General features: G+C 47.5%; 19 protein-coding genes and 1 pseudogene. 10 read left to right on the top strand and 10 right to left on the bottom strand.

Annotated features, from left to right (window positions below; all coding sequences use genetic code 11):
* Positions 1-97: pseudogene (locus NDA06_RS13165) on the top strand (IS5/IS1182 family transposase); the annotation flags it as partial.
* Between the two features lie 231 nt (positions 98-328).
* Here NDA06_RS13165 and NDA06_RS13160 read toward each other — a convergent pair.
* Positions 329-568: a hypothetical protein gene (locus NDA06_RS13160; RefSeq protein WP_190436200.1), complete on the bottom strand. Its 240-nt coding sequence runs from the start codon at positions 566-568 to the stop codon at positions 329-331.
* Between the two features lie 345 nt (positions 569-913).
* On the opposite strand from NDA06_RS13160, the gene NDA06_RS13155 reads away from it, so the two are divergent.
* Positions 914-1111, top strand: a complete 198-nt coding sequence (locus NDA06_RS13155) for a hypothetical protein (protein ID WP_190985852.1) — start codon at positions 914-916, stop codon at positions 1109-1111.
* 47 nt (positions 1112-1158) lie between these two features.
* On the opposite strand, the gene NDA06_RS13150 is transcribed toward NDA06_RS13155, so the two are convergent.
* Both NDA06_RS13150 and NDA06_RS13145 read right to left on the bottom strand, forming a co-directional pair.
* Positions 1159-2121 (bottom strand): aldo/keto reductase, encoded by a 963-nt coding sequence (locus tag NDA06_RS13150; protein ID WP_190985851.1) that lies wholly within the window; start codon positions 2119-2121, stop codon positions 1159-1161.
* 122 nt (positions 2122-2243) lie between these two features.
* Positions 2244-2750, bottom strand: coding sequence for an N-acetyltransferase (locus NDA06_RS13145; RefSeq protein ID WP_190985850.1), 507 nt, complete (start codon positions 2748-2750; stop codon positions 2244-2246).
* Between the two features lie 121 nt (positions 2751-2871).
* On the opposite strand from NDA06_RS13145, the gene NDA06_RS13140 reads away from it, so the two are divergent.
* Positions 2872-3297, top strand: a complete 426-nt coding sequence (locus tag NDA06_RS13140; protein WP_190985849.1) for a nuclear transport factor 2 family protein — start codon at positions 2872-2874, stop codon at positions 3295-3297.
* A gap of 208 nt (positions 3298-3505) precedes the next feature.
* Here the strand turns inward: NDA06_RS13140 and NDA06_RS13135 are convergent, their stop codons facing one another.
* The 3 genes from NDA06_RS13135 to NDA06_RS13125 all read right to left on the bottom strand — a co-directional run bounded on the left by NDA06_RS13135 (position 3506) and on the right by NDA06_RS13125 (position 5766).
* Positions 3506-4534, bottom strand: coding sequence for a chemotaxis protein CheB (locus tag NDA06_RS13135; RefSeq protein WP_339380190.1), 1029 nt, complete (start codon positions 4532-4534; stop codon positions 3506-3508).
* 408 nt (positions 4535-4942) lie between these two features.
* A complete protein-coding gene (locus NDA06_RS13130; protein ID WP_190985848.1) occupies positions 4943-5140 on the bottom strand; it encodes a hypothetical protein in 198 nt (65 codons plus the stop codon).
* Positions 5141-5232: 92 nt separating this feature from the next.
* The gene (locus NDA06_RS13125) at positions 5233-5766 is read right to left on the bottom strand and encodes a vitamin K epoxide reductase family protein (RefSeq protein ID WP_190430598.1); all 534 of its coding nucleotides are present in this window, start codon (positions 5764-5766) and stop codon (positions 5233-5235) included.
* Positions 5767-6171: 405 nt separating this feature from the next.
* On the opposite strand from NDA06_RS13125, the gene NDA06_RS13120 reads away from it, so the two are divergent.
* Entirely contained in the window at positions 6172-6579 is a 408-nt protein-coding gene (locus NDA06_RS13120) for a response regulator (RefSeq protein ID WP_190436182.1), read from the top strand.
* Between the two features lie 46 nt (positions 6580-6625).
* Here the strand turns inward: NDA06_RS13120 and NDA06_RS13115 are convergent, their stop codons facing one another.
* Together NDA06_RS13115 and NDA06_RS13110 are read right to left on the bottom strand one after the other, a co-directional pair.
* Positions 6626-7852 (bottom strand): sensor histidine kinase, encoded by a 1227-nt coding sequence (locus NDA06_RS13115; protein ID WP_190985847.1) that lies wholly within the window; start codon positions 7850-7852, stop codon positions 6626-6628.
* A gap of 417 nt (positions 7853-8269) precedes the next feature.
* On the bottom strand, positions 8270-8551 hold the full coding sequence (locus NDA06_RS13110; protein ID WP_190678158.1) for a hypothetical protein: 282 nt from the start codon (positions 8549-8551) through the stop codon (positions 8270-8272).
* A gap of 364 nt (positions 8552-8915) precedes the next feature.
* Between NDA06_RS13110 and phaA the strand changes: the two genes are divergently transcribed.
* The 5 genes from phaA to NDA06_RS13085 all read left to right on the top strand — a co-directional run bounded on the left by phaA (position 8916) and on the right by NDA06_RS13085 (position 14516).
* Positions 8916-10106: an acetyl-CoA acetyltransferase PhaA gene (gene phaA / locus NDA06_RS13105; protein WP_190678155.1), complete on the top strand. Its 1191-nt coding sequence runs from the start codon at positions 8916-8918 to the stop codon at positions 10104-10106.
* A 336-nt stretch (positions 10107-10442) separates the two neighbouring features.
* Positions 10443-11480, top strand: a complete 1038-nt coding sequence (locus tag NDA06_RS13100) for a hemerythrin domain-containing protein (protein WP_190412133.1) — start codon at positions 10443-10445, stop codon at positions 11478-11480.
* Between the two features lie 194 nt (positions 11481-11674).
* On the top strand, positions 11675-12397 hold the full coding sequence (gene phaB, locus NDA06_RS13095) for an acetoacetyl-CoA reductase PhaB (RefSeq protein ID WP_190985846.1): 723 nt from the start codon (positions 11675-11677) through the stop codon (positions 12395-12397).
* An 83-nt stretch (positions 12398-12480) separates the two neighbouring features.
* Complete coding sequence (locus NDA06_RS13090) at positions 12481-13335, top strand: alpha/beta fold hydrolase (protein ID WP_347277028.1); 855 nt, start codon at positions 12481-12483, stop codon at positions 13333-13335.
* Positions 13336-13493: 158 nt separating this feature from the next.
* A complete protein-coding gene (locus NDA06_RS13085; protein ID WP_190985844.1) occupies positions 13494-14516 on the top strand; it encodes an SDR family oxidoreductase in 1023 nt (340 codons plus the stop codon).
* On the opposite strand, the gene NDA06_RS13080 is transcribed toward NDA06_RS13085, so the two are convergent.
* Together NDA06_RS13080 and NDA06_RS13075 are read right to left on the bottom strand one after the other, a co-directional pair.
* A complete protein-coding gene (locus NDA06_RS13080; protein ID WP_190985843.1) occupies positions 14500-14730 on the bottom strand; it encodes a hypothetical protein in 231 nt (76 codons plus the stop codon). The genes NDA06_RS13085 and NDA06_RS13080 overlap by 17 nt on opposite strands.
* Positions 14731-14842: 112 nt before the next feature.
* Positions 14843-15331: a DUF6335 family protein gene (locus tag NDA06_RS13075; protein ID WP_190426083.1), complete on the bottom strand. Its 489-nt coding sequence runs from the start codon at positions 15329-15331 to the stop codon at positions 14843-14845.
* A 508-nt stretch (positions 15332-15839) separates the two neighbouring features.
* On the opposite strand from NDA06_RS13075, the gene NDA06_RS13070 reads away from it, so the two are divergent.
* A complete protein-coding gene (locus NDA06_RS13070; protein ID WP_190985842.1) occupies positions 15840-16850 on the top strand; it encodes an SDR family oxidoreductase in 1011 nt (336 codons plus the stop codon).
* Positions 16851-16877 lie beyond the last annotated feature (27 nt).

Raw genomic sequence — 16877 nt, 5'->3', positions numbered from 1 at the left:
TTTTTCAGGACGTTATCGCAATCGCAGGCAGAGATTTGGTTTGCGCTTAAACCTAATTGCTGGCTTGCTGAACTACGAACTGGCACATGCCTCCTGATTCATGCAGGAGGTCTGTTGTATAGAGCGGCGAAACTCAACAGACAAACCTTGAGTTGGGTTTCTTCCCTCAACCCAACCTACAAAGTTAGCGAAGATCGCATACGTGTTTGGTTTTGCGATCGCTAAATCTAGCTCTCAACCCAGAATCCTTGGAGCAGACGGATAGAGCCGAGCCGAGCAGTTCATTTTCATCAAAGACTTGCCTAATTTTCAGGAATCTTTAATCTTTTTAACGAGAATCAGTTCCTTGATTCGGAGCGCCTACCACCTTAGGAGAAGCTCCTGGAGCTTCAGGTTCCGCACCGGGACTGGTTTCAGAATCGGCTTGTTGACTCGTCATACGATATCTCTCATCAAGCGGAGTGTCCCCCTCTTCTGTGGTTGGTACAGTTGTTTCGCTTCCAGGATTATCTTGAGGGTCATATTTAACCTCATCTTGCCGATTGTCTTGAGGATTTTCTATTGTCATAAACTGCACCTTATAAATCGGGCTATTCTACCAGGATATTCTTTAGTTTCTTAAAGGTTTTCTATCTCCGGTTAGGACTGCCTCTATGACTAATTTAATAGGAGATATTACTGGGTAATTAGCCAAAAAGTATGATAAAGCACAATTAGAGTTAACATTTGCTATTTATTTGAGCGAGAAGCAAGACTTGCCATCAAGCAAATTGTGATTCTTATAGGAAGGTGTGTAAAATAGCTGCTTTGATGAAAGTCGATCTAAAAGCTATCATTTGCAATGGACGGTTGTAGAGATTGTCATCGATCCTCAAGCGTTGCGATTACAACTGTTTACCCCATTTCGCCGACGTTGGTACACCTACCCCTGTCCGATGTTCTTCGTATCGAACTGTTCGATGAGAGGTATGTGGTGCTATGGCGCTATCAACACGAGCGGTTGTGTATTATCCGTACCTGTTATCAAGACTATATGATTGGCTCCAGATTACGGCTCGTTGAACAGGAGTGGCTAGGCACAAAATTGTCTGTATTACTGAAACAGATGTAGGGTTGCGATCTTGAGAAATAGCAATAAACTTGCGATCGCGTCTTCGATCACGTTGGCATCAGTTGCTGAATGCGCTGTGGCTCCTCTCCCAGCCAATCTAGATGCTGGGCGGTGCTGTCGAAAATTGATGAAGTTTTGAATGGCTCAAACTCGCCGCGCGATGCGGCTTCTGCCGTTTTTGCTAACAGCGATCGCACCTGCTCGTCATTCATTGGCTGAAATGTCCGCATCGCTTCAAACGCCTGATCGAGAATCTCCATACTGTCAATTCCCGTAATCACAACCGATGTGGGTAGATTCAGGGCATAGTGCAAACACTCAATTGGCGTTACCGTATTTGACCGTAACAAAATCCCGTTTGCCATGCTTTTCATCCCCAGAATGCCGATGTCCTGTTTAACCAGTTCTGGCACAACCAACTTCGCAAAGCTTCGGTAGTGGGCATCCATCACATTCAACGGCAACTGAGCCGCATCAAACTTAAACCCATAGCTGGCTGCAACTTCCAGCATATGCAGATGAATCTGGGGGTCTTTGTGCCCGGTGAAGCCAATATATCGGACTTTGCCAGCTTCCCGCGCCTCAATCAAGGCGGCATTTGCCCCTTCTGGATCGAAAACTCGATGCGGGTCCTCGAACCGGAGGATTTCGTGGTGCTGGACGAGATCGATGCAATCAACTTGCAGGCGTTCCAGTGATTCGTCTAGCTGTCTTGCAGCTTCTTTCTTGGAGCGACCGTCAATTTTCGTCATCAGGAAAACTTTGTCTCGGTAGCCATCTCGCAACGCTTTCCCCATGCGAATCTCGCTGACTCCGCCGTTGTAATCCCAACTGTTATCCATAAAAGTGATGCCACGATCGATCGCAGCGCGAACAATCCGGATACCCAGTTGCTCATCAACGTTCTTCAATCCGATGTGCCAGCCACCGAGTCCGATCGCAGAAACGCTCTCTCCTGTACTGCCGAGAGTTCGGTATAGCATTTCTGAGTTTGGCGTACTTTCTGACATGTGTTCTCCTTATCTGCCAGCTATTGCTTAAGTGCATATAGCTATGAGCAAATTCAAACGCAAGGAAAAGTTCACAACATCTTGCTAGAGGCACACGAGAGCTGGATCTTGTAATAGCGGTGTTAGCCCTGTACGCTAAATGACTCATGGAATGAGACAACTCCACTGGGTAGCCGTGCGCCGAACGAAATCGCTTGGAAGTATTCAGGTGGAACATCGGGTAGAACAAGATTTGGCTGGCTCTTGAAACCAAAACGGTTGTAGTATTTTGGTTCGCCAAGCAATACACATCCACCTGCACCAAGCTCGCGTAGAGTAGTCAACGCCTGCTTCATAAGCTGTGACCCGATTCCAATGCCTTGATGTTCCGGAGCAACAGAGATCGGACCGAGTCCATACCAATCCTGACTCCCATCGGAAATGGAAACCGGGGACACAGCAACATGACCAACGATTTGTCCATTCACCTCGGCAACGAGAGAAACTGTCAAGTTCCCTGAGTTACGCAAGGCATCAACAATAAACTGCTCAGTGTGGCTAGTATGGGGGGCATTGAGAAATGCGGCAGTTGTCAATGCTTTGATGTCCGCCACATCAGAAGTAACTTCTTTTCTGATTGTTAGATTCATTACGGAGGATTACTTGATTGATTGTGTTGCAAAATTCATAAGCGATCGCGGAAGCTAGCCGTTAGGATTTGCATGGGTGCGTGGCATTCAGTTTCTAATCTCACTCTTAGGAGGGGCAGCGATGTCTTCTATCGAGGGCAACAAAATAATTGCTCGGCGCTGGTTTGAACTCATCAACGAACACAAGATTGAGGATATCTGCGAGATGACTGCCCCGACTTGGAGGATGCATGGTGGTCCGCCAGAGCTTATCCCTGGACCGGACGGGGTTCGCGAACTCTTTCGGACAATGGGGCCTATCGAGCAGAAATGGACGATTGAAGACGTAATTGCTGAGGGTGACAAAGTTGCCGTGCGTGCGATCAACACCTGTGTCCAAGACAGTTTCCTTGGTATACCCGGTCGCGGTCAGCCTCAGACATTCACGGCTACGTTCATTCATTGGATTGCTGACGGCAAGATACTGGAAACTTGGCGAAACGCTGACGATCTCGGACGGATTCTTCAGCTTGGGGCACGGATTGAGCCGGGAACGTCTGAGCAGTAGCCTGAGCAGTAGCCGTGGAGGTAGACTCGATAGTTCAAAAGGTGCCTAGCGTATTTTTCAGTACTGCGATCGCGGGCGGTAGCCTGAAGGATGGCGGTTCAAAAGTTATTTGCCTGATTCAATATCTCAGTGAATTGTAGATAGGGCGGTGATTTAATCGTGTCGATTTTTGGCAAACTTGGGCGATTTGTAAGCTTTTGGTTGGTCGCTACTCATACCCATCCAGGTTAATTATTTTCTCCTGACTTAGGGTTTCGTGGCTCATCACCGCCTGCCTAACTAGGCTAGCTCGCCTATTTGCTTGTTCGGATTTTTGCAAAAAGCGTTCCGCCATCTCACTATCGTTCGTTTCGCCCAGATGTTTAGCCATGTGGCTCATTAACATTTCGCTCTCCTCGATCCCGCGAAGTGTTTTCCATAGTGAGGCTTCAATAGACTCCGTTACTTCTACAAGCAGAGAATTTAGGGAATAGGCATGTCCTGTATGGCAACGGAACCGGATAATGTTGCCTTCTTTCAGTTGCAGAAGCATCCCGTGGCACTCTGGACAGGTATAGGGAGAGAGCTTCCCAAGCTTCATGATGCCGCTCTCAAAAGCATTGTCTTCCCGCGCTACTTTGACTTCAATGTCCATCTGCTCAGACACCAGATGTCCTCCTTTCTTCTCGACGGCTTCGTTTGTCATCTCAATCAATAAAGCGCCCATTTCTGCGACGGGGACGCACCAATCAACCTCTACCGCTTTCATTGCTTGGATAGGCATGGAGGCGTGAAGTGCATCAAAAGGGTCTTGGACAATCGCTTTCCCGCCTTGCTCCTTCACTGCGTATAGCCCAGATGCCCCATCATCAAGCATTCCAGTAAGAACCACCCCGATCGCTTGATTTCCATAGCTCCGGGCGGCAGAGCGGAATAAGACGTCAATCGAGGGACGAAAGCGATTTTCTTTCGGTCCCTTCGTGACTCGGACATACCCCGATTCGACAAGCAGATGGTGATCGGGGGGAGCAACATAAACCCGTCCCGGTTTGATTGCCTCTTTGTCAATTGCATGGGCGACTGGCAGCGAGCAAACCCGATCCAGAATTTGGGGCAAAACACTTGGATACGCTGGGGCAATATGCCAAACAATAAAAATAGCACCGGGAAAATTGGAGGGGAGTTGAGCAAGAAGCTTTTTCAGGGCTTCCATCCCTCCCGCCGATGCTCCAATGACGACGATCTCAGGCTTTATCACTTATCTTCCTTGACTAAAGGCGATTACCTTGCGGAATTCATGATTTTTAGCGAGAGTAGAACGCATCTACTCACTCAAGTCCAGTCGTTTATGAATGGTAAAAATAGTAAGTGGTATCCTCTTGTGACTGCTAACAGCAAAAACTTATAGGCTGCTTGCGCTTGTTCGTTTCTTCCAGCTTATCGAAACTCGCCTTTGTCTAGCAGGGGAAAAATGGTCGCTAAGAGCAACTGTCTGATTGTTGGTCAATCTAGGCAAAATTCTCTTCTCAGGAGGAGAAGACAAAACTAAGCCTGTAATGCTCTTTCTATAAGCATTACAGGCTTAACCAATCGTATCCACTGCTCATTTAACGCCTTAAATCAGCGATCGCTCAACCACCATCTGATGAAATCTCCTCAATTCCGGTCAAAGTTTAGTGACAGGTTTAAGATTTGCCAGACCCCTATGAAATAGGGCATCCTGTACAATTAATTCTGGCAAAACATCCTTGAACATTTGCACCGTCTGCTGAATCTGCTCGAAATCTTCGGGATTGTCTAAGCGATCGCGTAGCGTCTCCGAAAGAGAATCGCGCACTTCTCGCTCACCAATCGCAACAACCAACTTATTTATCCCTTACCGATCATTCATGTAGGGGCATACTGCCATGCCCCTAAGCAAGGAATTGAGGGTGCTTCGCGCTTTCCTGGTATCGTTTACTGTGCGTCGTCTGCGGTGTTCTTGTCGCCCTGTCCCAGCAAGGCGCGAGTAGCGGCAATCACTTCAGGCGCTGCCAGCACTAGAGACGTTAACGAGCAAACCGTCGCCACCTGGCAGTACTCGCAAAAGGCTTTGTTCTCGCTCCACTCTTCACGAGCTAGCTCAAGATTAGTCACCACGTCAATCAGGATCTTGATACCCATTGCAATGGGTAAGAGCGGGTTGCGTCTAGCGCGATCGAGACCACCCGCAGCCGCCAGCCAAGCGGTGATGGCGTAAGTAAGCACCATTATCGGGCCATCGGGTGAGTTAAATCGGCTGTAAGCATAGTTAGATGCGTCAACGCGGTCTGCATCGAAAAGCGTTTGTCCGGGAGGATCGGGTAGATGGCTAATAATCCCGGTCTGATATAGGGTAACAAGCTGTCCCATCGAACCCCCTAGCATAGACAAGCCGATAATCGCTCGGCGACGGCTCATGTGAGGGTTTTGTCCTTTCCGCAGTTCCTGACTTAGTTGTTGTGGCTCCATGAAGCGCAATCCTCAATAACGTATGCGTTGACGGTCGCATCGGCTTGCACGAAGCTTTCAACCGACGAATAGAATACGCAGTCTGCATCCAATTCGGCAGCAATCGCGCCCAATGCTGCCGATGCTGATACTCGAATAAATTGCTTACCATTTTCACGAATCGGTTTGATGCCTACCTCTGACGCTGGAGGTAGTTATAAAATGTTACAATTCATCTTTTTTTGTATTCAAAATTACAAATTGGCTTAATATTTAGATTCTTTTTTCTTCTCACGATTTTCCGTTGGTTTAAGTGAAACTCCCCTTAGGTAAGAGGTTAGCTAGTAAGCAAATAACTATTATTTAAAAGATTGGAAAATTTAAAAGCTTTTATAAGCATCTTTCCCCAAATGGAGGGTCGATTTTATGGTATCGTCTCAATCTCAAGCTAAACGCATTTTATTGGTAGATGATCTAGAGGATAATGTATCCCTCCTAGAGGAGATTTTGGCGGAAGAAGGGTATGAGATTGATAGCGCTAGAAATGGTAAGTCAGCGTTAGCCAAGATAGAAGCATCGCCACCGGATTTAGTGCTGATGGATGCCATGATGCCAGGAATGGATGGTTATGAAGTAACTCGGCGGATTCGGGAAAATCCGCAACTCCCTTTTATTCCGATTCTGATGATTACGGCAAGTGAGAGTGCTAATATCCCTCAAGGATTAGAGTTAGGAGCGAATGACTTCATTCGGAAGCCGATTGATTTTGAGGAGTTAATGGCAAGAATTAAAGCATCTTTGCGATTGAAAAGTATCGTTAATCCTTCTCAATAATTTCAAGAATTATACAGTTAAAACAAAAACCAGATAAAACCAAAATTCAAGAAATTGATTCCAGGGTTTTCACTTCTAGGGGCAAGATGACGGTGAAGGTGGAGCCAACGCCAACCTGGGATACCAGCTCGATTTTGCCTTGCATTAGGTTTACCAGTTGGGCGACAATTGCCAAACCTAAGCCAGTGCTATCGGGCATGCGATCGCGAGTTCCAGCTTGAAAGAAGGGGTCAAAAACCCGCGCCTGGTCTTCAGGAGCAATGCCAATACCAGTGTCGCTCACTGCAATAGACCAGCGGTCATCAGATAACATCTGACACGTTAATTGGACACTTCCTGTCTCTGTGTAGCGAATTGCGTTGCTTAAAAGATTCGTGACAATTTGCTGCAATCGCAAGGCGTCTGTCAGCACTTTTTCAGGAGCGCGTGCAGCAGAACTATCGGCACTAGCCGAATCACAATCAACCACCATTTGTAGCTCTTTGGCTGCTGCCAAAGGCTCCAACATTTCAACTACATTGTTGATTAAAGAGCGTACATCTATTAGTTCTGGGTGCAGTTCTATCTTCCCTGCTGAATACCGGGAAATTTCCAGGGTATCGTTGATCAGGCGCAGTAAGTGCCTGCTATTGCGTAGCACGCGCTCAATGTGTTCCAGATTCGGGAAATTGTCTTGAACTTCAACATTCTTTCGTGAAGAGCGTAACATCAGCTCCGAATAGCCAATAATTGAATTCAGAGGATTTTTCAGTTCGTGGGCTAGTTGAGAGAGATTATCCTGATTCGCTTTTACCAAGCGAGTGAGTTCTTGATTGGTTAACTCTACCTGACTTTGCACCTGCTGTAGTTCTTGCAATCGCTCCTCTACATAACTTTTGAAGCATTGGGCGATCGCTTCGTCGATGGTCGCGTCAATTGCATTGTAGGTTCGCATCACTTCCGGAACCGTACCCTCTAGTAAATCTGCCTCTAAAGTGGAAAAGATCGTCTGGCGCAGTAGACGATACTCTCGCGCAATTTCAGTGGTAGCGAAACCTTGTTCAGCCCGCAGAACACCATGATGCAAACTGTTCTGGACGATGGACTGAATATCGTTTTCTTGGGAGCGGGAAAGTACAGTTGCCATCGCTTTTAGCACATCAGGAATATGATTCCGGATCGCCGATCTGGGTAAATCGTCAGTGCTGGAAATCTGCCTATCCAAGCGGACTGCTTCAACCCAGTTTTTGGCGATCGCGTCTATTTTTCCAACAAGCAATTGGCTAAAATCCATGATGGCAAGAGGCGTGAGGAGGAATCGGTCAAAACCTTCTTGGCATCATTCTACATTGAGCGATCGCGCAGTTTACTTGTCGGGTAACTGGACTTTAGGAAATCTTTCCAAAGTTCAGCTTCGGCCTTTGTATTCAAAAGTACAAGCTTGCTTAACATTATGTCCTTTCTGTAGGTAGAGGATTAAATAAATTAGCAGGTTTATTTTGGTTTGTGGCTTGTTTACTAGATTGAAAGCTTTGATGATAAGAAGCGAATATAAAACTTTTTTCCAAAACTGTTTTATAGTAAAAAAAGCTCCCAAGAAATACCTTGGCGAGCTTTATTAATCCTTAGAGGATGTTTGCAAAGTAAATTGTTTTACAAACAAACTCTAAAAAAACTGAAAACACTCGTATCTCAAAAACAACTCTAATAGTCACTCAGATTTTTGGCTCTGTGTACTCCGGATCGTATTAAAATATCCCTCCCACAATTGCTTCTGAGTTTCGATTGACAGACGAGCCAGCAAAGCCTGAAATTGCAGAGAACTTGCCAGCACTTCTTCCTGAAATTTCAAAGTTTTCTCGAAATTCTCGCGGTAACTGGGTGTATTGAAACCTTGCATAGCCGGCATGGTAGAAGTCCAGCTCTTGAGAATACCACTCTGCAACTCGCTTAACTGTCTGGTAAACTGCTCAAAATTATTTGCCCAATCCATTAGTGTTACTCCTGTTACTTTCTTATGTAATACAGATGGTTTGTCCACTATCTTAATCAAATAATAATTGGTGATTAGCTCTAATGGATGATTTATAAATAAACTAAATTTTTTAAGTTAATTGTAAATATAATTTACAAAAAAGCGTCTTTTGAATTTCGGCGTTACGGTCTTGGGAAAAATCCCTTTGTTGCAGAATAGGGGTTAATTTATTTGCGGGAAGCTATCACAATGGCTGGCTTTAGTTCGACTTTATTGTAAATGGTGAAACCTTCCTGAAACTAATGAAAGTAGCCTCAAGGAATATCCCGCCTTAAGTTAGTAAAGTTACAAGACCTGACATTGTAAAAAATAATGAGGATGTATGCAAGAAGCCTATATTGTCTCGGCAGTACGGACACCGCTCGGTCGGTTCGGAGGTGCGTTAGCGGGTTTTTCCCCAGTAGAATTAGGTGCCCACGTCATGCAAGCAGCGTTGGATCGGGCGGAAGTTTCGGGGGAAGCTTTAGACCTATATATCTTTGGTAATGTACTCAGGGCGGGACACGGGCAGTCTTTGCCCCGTCAGGCAGCTTTCAAAACCGGGATTCCCCAGACGGTGAATGGGTATGCAGTGGATATGGTGTGTTCGTCGGGAATGATGAGCGTGATGAACGCCGCCACCGCTATCCGCTCTGGCGAAGCGGAAATCATACTTGCTGGCGGCATGGAATCCATGTCCCAGGCAGGGTTTTTCCTATCGCATCGAGGCAGATGGGGGTATAAAATGCTACTGGGTGCGCCAGAGCAACTCAGCGATATTTTACTTTACGACGGTCTTACCGATTCCACGACCGGCGAAACGATGGGAGAGCAAGCTGAGCGGCTGGCAGCAGCTTACCAAGTGACGCGGAAGGATTTAGACGAAGTAGCGCTATATTCACAAGCTAGGGCAGCGATCGCAACCGAGAACGGCTGGTTCAACAAGGAGATTGCACCAATAAGAATAGAGGGGAAAAAAGGTTTGCAACTCGTGGACAAGGATGAGGGAATTCGCCCCGAAACCACCTTGCAGAGCCTTGCCAAGCTAAAACCTGCTTTTAGAGAAGATGGGGTGTTCACGGCTGGAAACAGCAGTCAGATATCCGATGGAGCCGCAGGTTTAGTTTTGGCAAGCAAAACGGCGGTGGAACGCTTTAAACTCAAACCTTTAGCTCGCATCCTTGGGGGAGCGTCGATAGGTGGAGAAACTTGGCGCTTCCCGGAAGTTCCGATTCTGGCAGTCAACAAGCTTTTAGACAAGCTCAAGATGAGAATCTACGATTTTGACTTGTTCGAGAACAACGAGGCTTTTGCTCTGAGTAGCGTGCTGTTCAACCGGAAGCTGGGCATTCCTTACGAGAAGCTGAATGTCTATGGAGGAGCGATCGCGCTGGGGCATCCCATCGGTGCGTCGGGGGCGCGAATTATCGTCACGCTGCTCAACGCCTTACAGGAGCGAAATGGACAGATGGGACTGGCATCGGTGTGTCATGGAACTGGTGGCGGAACTGCGATCGCAATTGAGCGGCTTTGATAATTGACACTTCCAAGGTTTTTACAACGTATAGCCGTAGAATTCTTGGTTCAGTAACTCAACTCAGCTTTTCGTGGACTAAACCAAAACATCTAACCTGGGCTAGGTGGAAGAGAACTGGATCAACGACAAAATCAAGATATTCAAGGTTTTTTTCGCTTGAAATAACCCATTTCCAGAACTAAGGTAATGGTGTTCGTTCGGGTTCTCAAAGCAAGGGGTGAACAACGCCTCTAAAAGCTCTGTGAGTAATATTTGGGTAACTCGTATTGAGCTACATTACCTTTGCCGTGAAACGGGTATCAATCAAACTATTTTCTTACAGGATAACAAAGCATGGTTACAACAATAGACGATACAAAGCGGATGGCGATCGCTGAAAGATTGGCAGACTTGAAAGCCTTTCTAAATTTAATCATCTCTAACGAGCAAAAACTCATAGATTCTTGCCCTTATGAAGATGTCCGCGAGCGTCTGCAAAATATGCTTTCTGATGACCAGAAACACCTGGGCATCATAGACACTGTAATCGTTCAATACGGCATTCAATCTGAACCGAGTGCTGCAACCAAGATATTTATTCCGCAGTTTGAGCAGATGATGTCAGGTGATGAGTTTACCTATTATCAAAAACTCATTCACCACGAACTGATAAAGCATGGTCAAGCCATGAGTGGAATCATGATCCACAAAGCCGCTCAAGTTGTAGGGGCTGATATTGAACTGGCAATTGGGCCTCTCAATACTGTTAACTTCGAGGGTCGCGCTCACCAAGAACAGCTCAAGGGGATGCTCGAACAGGTGGGAGTCCGCGAAATGACTGGTCAAGACGCGCATCAGGGACTCTGGGCAAGGGTGCAAGATGCAGTTGCTGCCCTATCGGGTGTAGCTGGCAGTGTGGTTACGCAAAACACTGACAAGCAAGATATGAATATCCAAACCCTTATCCGGCTGGATCATGAGAAAGTGAATACACTTTTCACTGAAGTTGGGGCGACGAAAGATCCTCAAAAGCTCCAAGAGTATTTCGGGCAAATCTACAAAGATTTATTAGCACACGCTCAAGCAGAAGAAGAAGTAGTGTACCCGAAAGTACGCTCTTTCTACGGCGATGACAACACTCAAGAGCTTTACGACGAGCAAGCGCAAATGAAGCAGATGCTCGATGAAATTAAGGCGATTGACCCTGCTAATGCCGACCATTTCAGATCAAAAATTAAAGACCTAATGGAAGTGGTTGGCGACCACATTCGCCAAGAAGAATTTACGATGTTCACGGCAATTGACAAAAATTGTAGCACTGAACAGAAAGAGCAAATGGCTACTGAATTCAAAGCTGCCAAGAGCAAGATTCAGCAAGAAATGTCAGCCTAATTGCAATAAAAGTCAGCATCTTGCTGTACTGATTACATACACAATTCGCGATTTGTAGGGGCATGGCATTGCCATGCCCCTACGTAGGAAATTGGGCGTTAATAAATCCATCCTCCCAACCTACAACTGCAAATATTGGCGCTAAGCGGCGAAGACACTGGAATCAGTAATAGAAATAGGGGTGAAAGTGGCTCATGGTGTCTTTGGGACTGGAAGATAAAGTCGTCTTGGTAACGGGTGGTAATCGAGGGATAGGAGCCGCTATCGTCAGTCTCTTGGAGGAGCTGGGAGCTAAGGTAGCTTACACCCAGCGCAGCGCTACCAATGGTCAGCATGGAGCGATCGCAATTCAAGCTGATGTAACCGACAAAGCAGCGATGACGGCAGTAGCAGAACAGGTTGAACAGAAACTAGGGTCAATTTACGGGATTGTGGCGAATGCTGGGATTACCCAAGACAACTTTTTTCCCAAATTGACAACCGAAGACTGGGATGCCGTAATTAACACTAACTTGAAAGGCGTTTACAACACCTTGATGCCCGTTATCCCCAAAATGTACGAGCGGAAAGAAGGCTCTGTGGTTTGCATCAGCTCGATTTCGGGTGAACGGGGAAACATCGGTCAAACTAACTATGCCGCAACCAAGGCGGCTGTGATTGGTTTAACCAAGTCCCTCGCTTTAGAGGCGGCTCGTTATGGGGTACGAGTCAACGCTGTATCACCGGGATTTATTGAGACTGATATGGTTAAGTCGGTGCCAGATAAGGTGAAAGAGCGCATTGTGTCCGAGATTCCGCTTCGTCGCTTCGGTAAACCGGAGGAAGTTGCTTGGGCAGTTGCATTCCTGCTTTCACCGAGCGCAAGCAGCTACGTCACTGGCGAAGTTGTGAGAGTCAACGGCGCTCATCACACTTAAGGGCGATAGCGATCGCATTGGGTTGAATGAACATTCAACACTAATAATTAAACTTCATTATTTAGATGGGATTGGAGCCAAGCGTGAAAACAGAGGTTGAAGAGCGGCGAATCAATGTGAGCGGTTTAAGCATTCGGTACTTTAAAGCAGGCGATGATGGTCTACCGTTAGTGCTGCTACATGGAGATAGTGCCAGCGCTCTTGATTGGTCTTGGGTGCTTCCCAACCTGGGAGCTACCTATCGCGTCTATGCGCCGGACTTTCCCGGTTTTGGTGATAGTGCCAAACCATCCCTTGAGTACACGCCAGAGTTTCTTAAGCAGTTCTTGGTCGATTTTCTGGACGCGCTGGGAATTGAGCGGGCGGTGCTAGTGGGCAACTCCCTAGGCGGTCAAGTTGCGTTACGCTTTGCCCTATCCCGTCCCGAACAAGTCGCAGCTTTGGTGCTGGTAGATAGTTCCGGGCTTGGTTACGCTGTCACCCCGTTACTGTCCCAGTTAACTTTACCTGGGTACGGGGATGTAGCGATCGTTGGGTGCCAAACGCCTCCTGGCGCTAAAATGCGGTCTTGGTTACGGGCGACACTGTTCTTCGCCCACCCCGCGCAGGCTCCCGCGGTGTGGATAGCAGAGCAAGAGCGAATGTCTCAGATGCCCGGTTTTCTTCAAGCTACTCTGACCTCGCTGCGCGCCCAGCTGAATGTATTTGGACAGCATCAAGTGTTTCTCGACTCTCTAGGAGAGTTACCGATGCCGACTCTAGTCGTGTGGGGGACGGAGGATTTGGTTCTTCCAAAAGAGCAAGCTCACGACGCGGTTAGCCGCCTCAAGCAAGGACACCTCGCCTTAATCCCCGATTGCGGTCACTTACCCCATGTCGAACGCCCGGAAATTTTCAGTGCTGAGTTGAGCCAGTTTCTCGCTGGAGTTGGTGCTTAGAAAACTGTCAACCCTGCGGCTGATGTAGGCACGCTGGCTCTGGCTTATTTATTGGGTAAAAGTTGAATTCGTAGATTTCAATTAAATCAAACGTTTGTAGATTGACTTCACCTCCAGGGGTGAAGAATTTTTAATGAGGACTTTAAGGAGTAGCATTGATGCAACTGAAGCCAATCAATCAGCAGGTCGTTGCAGTCGTGGGAGCGAGCAGCGGCATCGGGCGGGAAACAGCCCTCCAATTTGCCAAGAAAGGGGCAAAGGTGGTCGTTTCTGCTCGCAGTGAGTCAAAGCTAGCGTCCTTGGTGGACGAGATTAAAAGCTTCGGCGGTGAGGCAACTGCTATCGTCGCCGATGTGACGGTATTCGAGCAGGTGAAAGCGATCGCAGACCGTACTGTAGAGGTGTACGGACGACTCGATACCTGGGTACATTGCCCCGCGATTGCCGTCTATGCCGCCTTCGATAAGACAACACCCGAAGAGTTTAAGCGCGTTATTGATGTCGGATTGGTCGGGCAGGCATACGGTGCGATGGCGGCGCTTCCCCATCTCAAGCGTGAGGGGCGAGGGGCGCTGATCCATCTCTCTTCCGTCTTGGGCAGGCGAAGTCTCCCGCTTCAGAGTTCCTACTGCACCGCAAAGCACGGTATGGAGGGATTCATCGAAGCCCTGCGCGTCGAACTGCAACATGAGAAAATCCCCATCAGCGTCACGAGTGTCAAACCCGCCGCCGTCAACACACCTCTGTACAACAATGCGCTCACCAGGCTAGGTGTGAAGCCAGCCAGCCTACCGCCTTTCTACGAACCCAGCTTGGTCGCTGACGCGGTTCTCTACGTTGCTGAACATCCAACTCGTGACTTCCTGGTTGGGGATGCGGCTAGAACCCTAGATTTCCTTCAACGGATTTCGCCTGGACTGGTAGATGCCATATTGGAGCGGGTTGCCTTCAAACTCCAGCGCACCGACGAGCCTAAGTCAGACGATGCGCCAAACAATCTTTATGAATCTATCCCAGCCAATAACAGGGTTAAGGGAGATTTTAGCAACTTAGCGATACCGAGCGTTACCGATTGGCTGGATAAAAATCCCGCTCTCAAGTGGGGTGCGATCGCAAGTGTTGTTGTACTCGGAGCGATCGCCCTGCGAACCCTGCCAACAGAAGTCACTCTCCCTCACTAGCTGCTGTTGAGCGTTCGGCATCTTCAGTCTCTTCCTGGTAGTCCGTTGCTTCTGCTTCTTCCGACAGTGGCGAAATAATTAGCGGGTTGCTTGCCGAATCGCCTAAATTAACATAGGCATCTGGAGCTGGCATCGATGGTGTATCTGGTGTATCAATGTTTCCAGTGATTTCTAGGTCTTCTATTGGTCTGGTGTCGGGATCTGGGGTTGCCATAAACTGCTCTTAGTTAGGATTAATCTAGATTGATAATTTTTTTCTGGGAGTTCCCTGATTGCAAGGGTTTACTGGAATCTCACTGAAAATGCGATCGCGCTCCACACAATACTCAATGCTCCGGATAATCTTCCGCAGACATGGGGTCTAACTCCCATCGACCAGCGTCGCGTGACTCCAAAATCTCGTTTGTCTGAAGAGATACCCCGTCGTCATAATCAAGCCCTACAGCAACTCCGAGTTCGTCAACAACATTCTGATCGGGAGTCGCAACAGTTCCCCCTACTGCTTCGTCACCAACCGCTTCCGCCTGATCCCAACGAGCATCAATATCTCCTCCGGTTAGTTCTGGGCCAGCCGATGTGTACTGCTCCATGCGATCGCGCATGGTTCGCCCACCAATTTCTAGTCCTGGCTCTTGGGCAACACCCGTTCCCAAGGATTCAGTAATTGCCTGGGGTAAATCTGAAATAATTGGTTCGCCAGTATCTTCTACGGGTATATCTGAAACTAGGTCAGTATCTTCAATGGGTATATCTGAAAGATTTCCTTGTTTGCGTGTATTGCCTTCGTTGTCTGCTTTCCTAGTTTTATCAGCCATAATGCTTTATGTGAATCCTGCGAATACCTATAAATGCAACATATCTAAAGATGAGACTAGCAAAATCCACAAATAGGATGAAAATTTATTATTCCTGCAAATAAAAAACTTTATTCATCGTGAATTTAAAGCTCTATGTATCTACGGGCACTTCGTAGCTTAATGCTAAACCATGCTTTGGGTAGAAGTTGAGTGAAGGCATAGTAATTATTCTGCTTAGAAGCACATAAATTTGTCTGAATAGTTATCAGTAGATTGAGCAAGCGCTCGCGGCTTACAATATGCCCCTTTTAACTGATGAGGAATCAGGCAAGATCCTAATTTTTGATTTTTACAATATCCAGAGCGCTTTTAACTCTGCTTAAGTACAATGTTTGTTTCTCTATTGCTTAGTATGATGTAATTATTGAAAAGTTGATTTTGTAGATTCCAATTAAACCAAACGTTCTAGAAAAGCTTTACCTTTAAGGTGAATTTTTTTGCATAAAAACTTTAAGGAGTAGCATTAATGCAACTAAAACCAATCAATCAGCAGGTTGTTGCCGTCGTTGGGGCGAGTAGCGGCATCGGGCGCGAGACAGCCCTTGAGTTTGCTCGTCGTGGGGCAAAGTTAGTTGTCTCGGCTCGTAGTGAGTCAAAGCTAGCGTCCTTGGTGGACGAAATTCGTCTCTCTGGTGGTGAAGCAACGCCTGTGGTAGCTGATGTGTCTGTATTTGAGCAGGTCAAAGCGATCGCAGACCGTACCGTCGAAGTCTACGGGCGGCTCGATACCTGGGTACACCTCCCTGCTGTCGGCATCTTTGCCACCTTCGACAACACCACACCAGAAGAGTTTAAGCGCGTCATTGATGTTAGCTTGATGGGGCAGGTATATGGTGCAATGGCGGCGCTACCCCATCTCAAGCGAGAGAGACAGGGGGCGCTAATCCACATCTCTTCAATGGAGGGCTTGCGAAGTCTCCCTTACCAAAGTGCATACTCCGCAGCAAAGCATGGGATCGAAGGATTCCTCGAAGCGATGCGCGTTGAGCTGCAACATGAGGGTATTCCCATCAGCGTGACGAGTGTGAAACCAGCGGTGATCAATACACCCTTCTGGAACAATGGTCTCACCAAGCTAGGCGTGAAGCCGTCAGGGATACCGCCCTACTATGACCCCAGGCTGGTCGCTGACGCGATCCTCTACGTCGCTGAACATCCAACTCGTGACTTCTTGGTTGGGGATGCTGCTAGAGCGCTAGATGCGCTACAGCGGCTATCGCCGGAACTGGTGGATTCTTTGTTGCTGCTCGTTGGCTTCCAAGCTCAACGCACCAACGAGCCGAAGTCCCCTGATGATCGCAACAACCTTTATGAGCCTGTCCCCGACGATACTAGAGTGGATGGAGATTTTAGCAATCTGGTGATACCGAGCGTTACTGACTGGCTGGCTAAGAATCCGGCTCTCCAGTTGGGTGCAATTGCTAGTACCGTTGCCTTAGCTTTGCTCGCGACACAAGTTTTCAAAAATGAAGAGTGAATTGAGTGCTGCGTCGATTGTGTTTTA

The organism is Trichocoleus sp. ST-U1, from assembly GCF_039961835.1.
Taxonomy (GTDB): Bacteria; Cyanobacteriota; Cyanobacteriia; order Cyanobacteriales; family FACHB-T130; genus FACHB-T130.
Note: the sequence above shows the minus strand (reverse complement) of the source record. Positions and strands in the feature narration are given on the sequence as shown.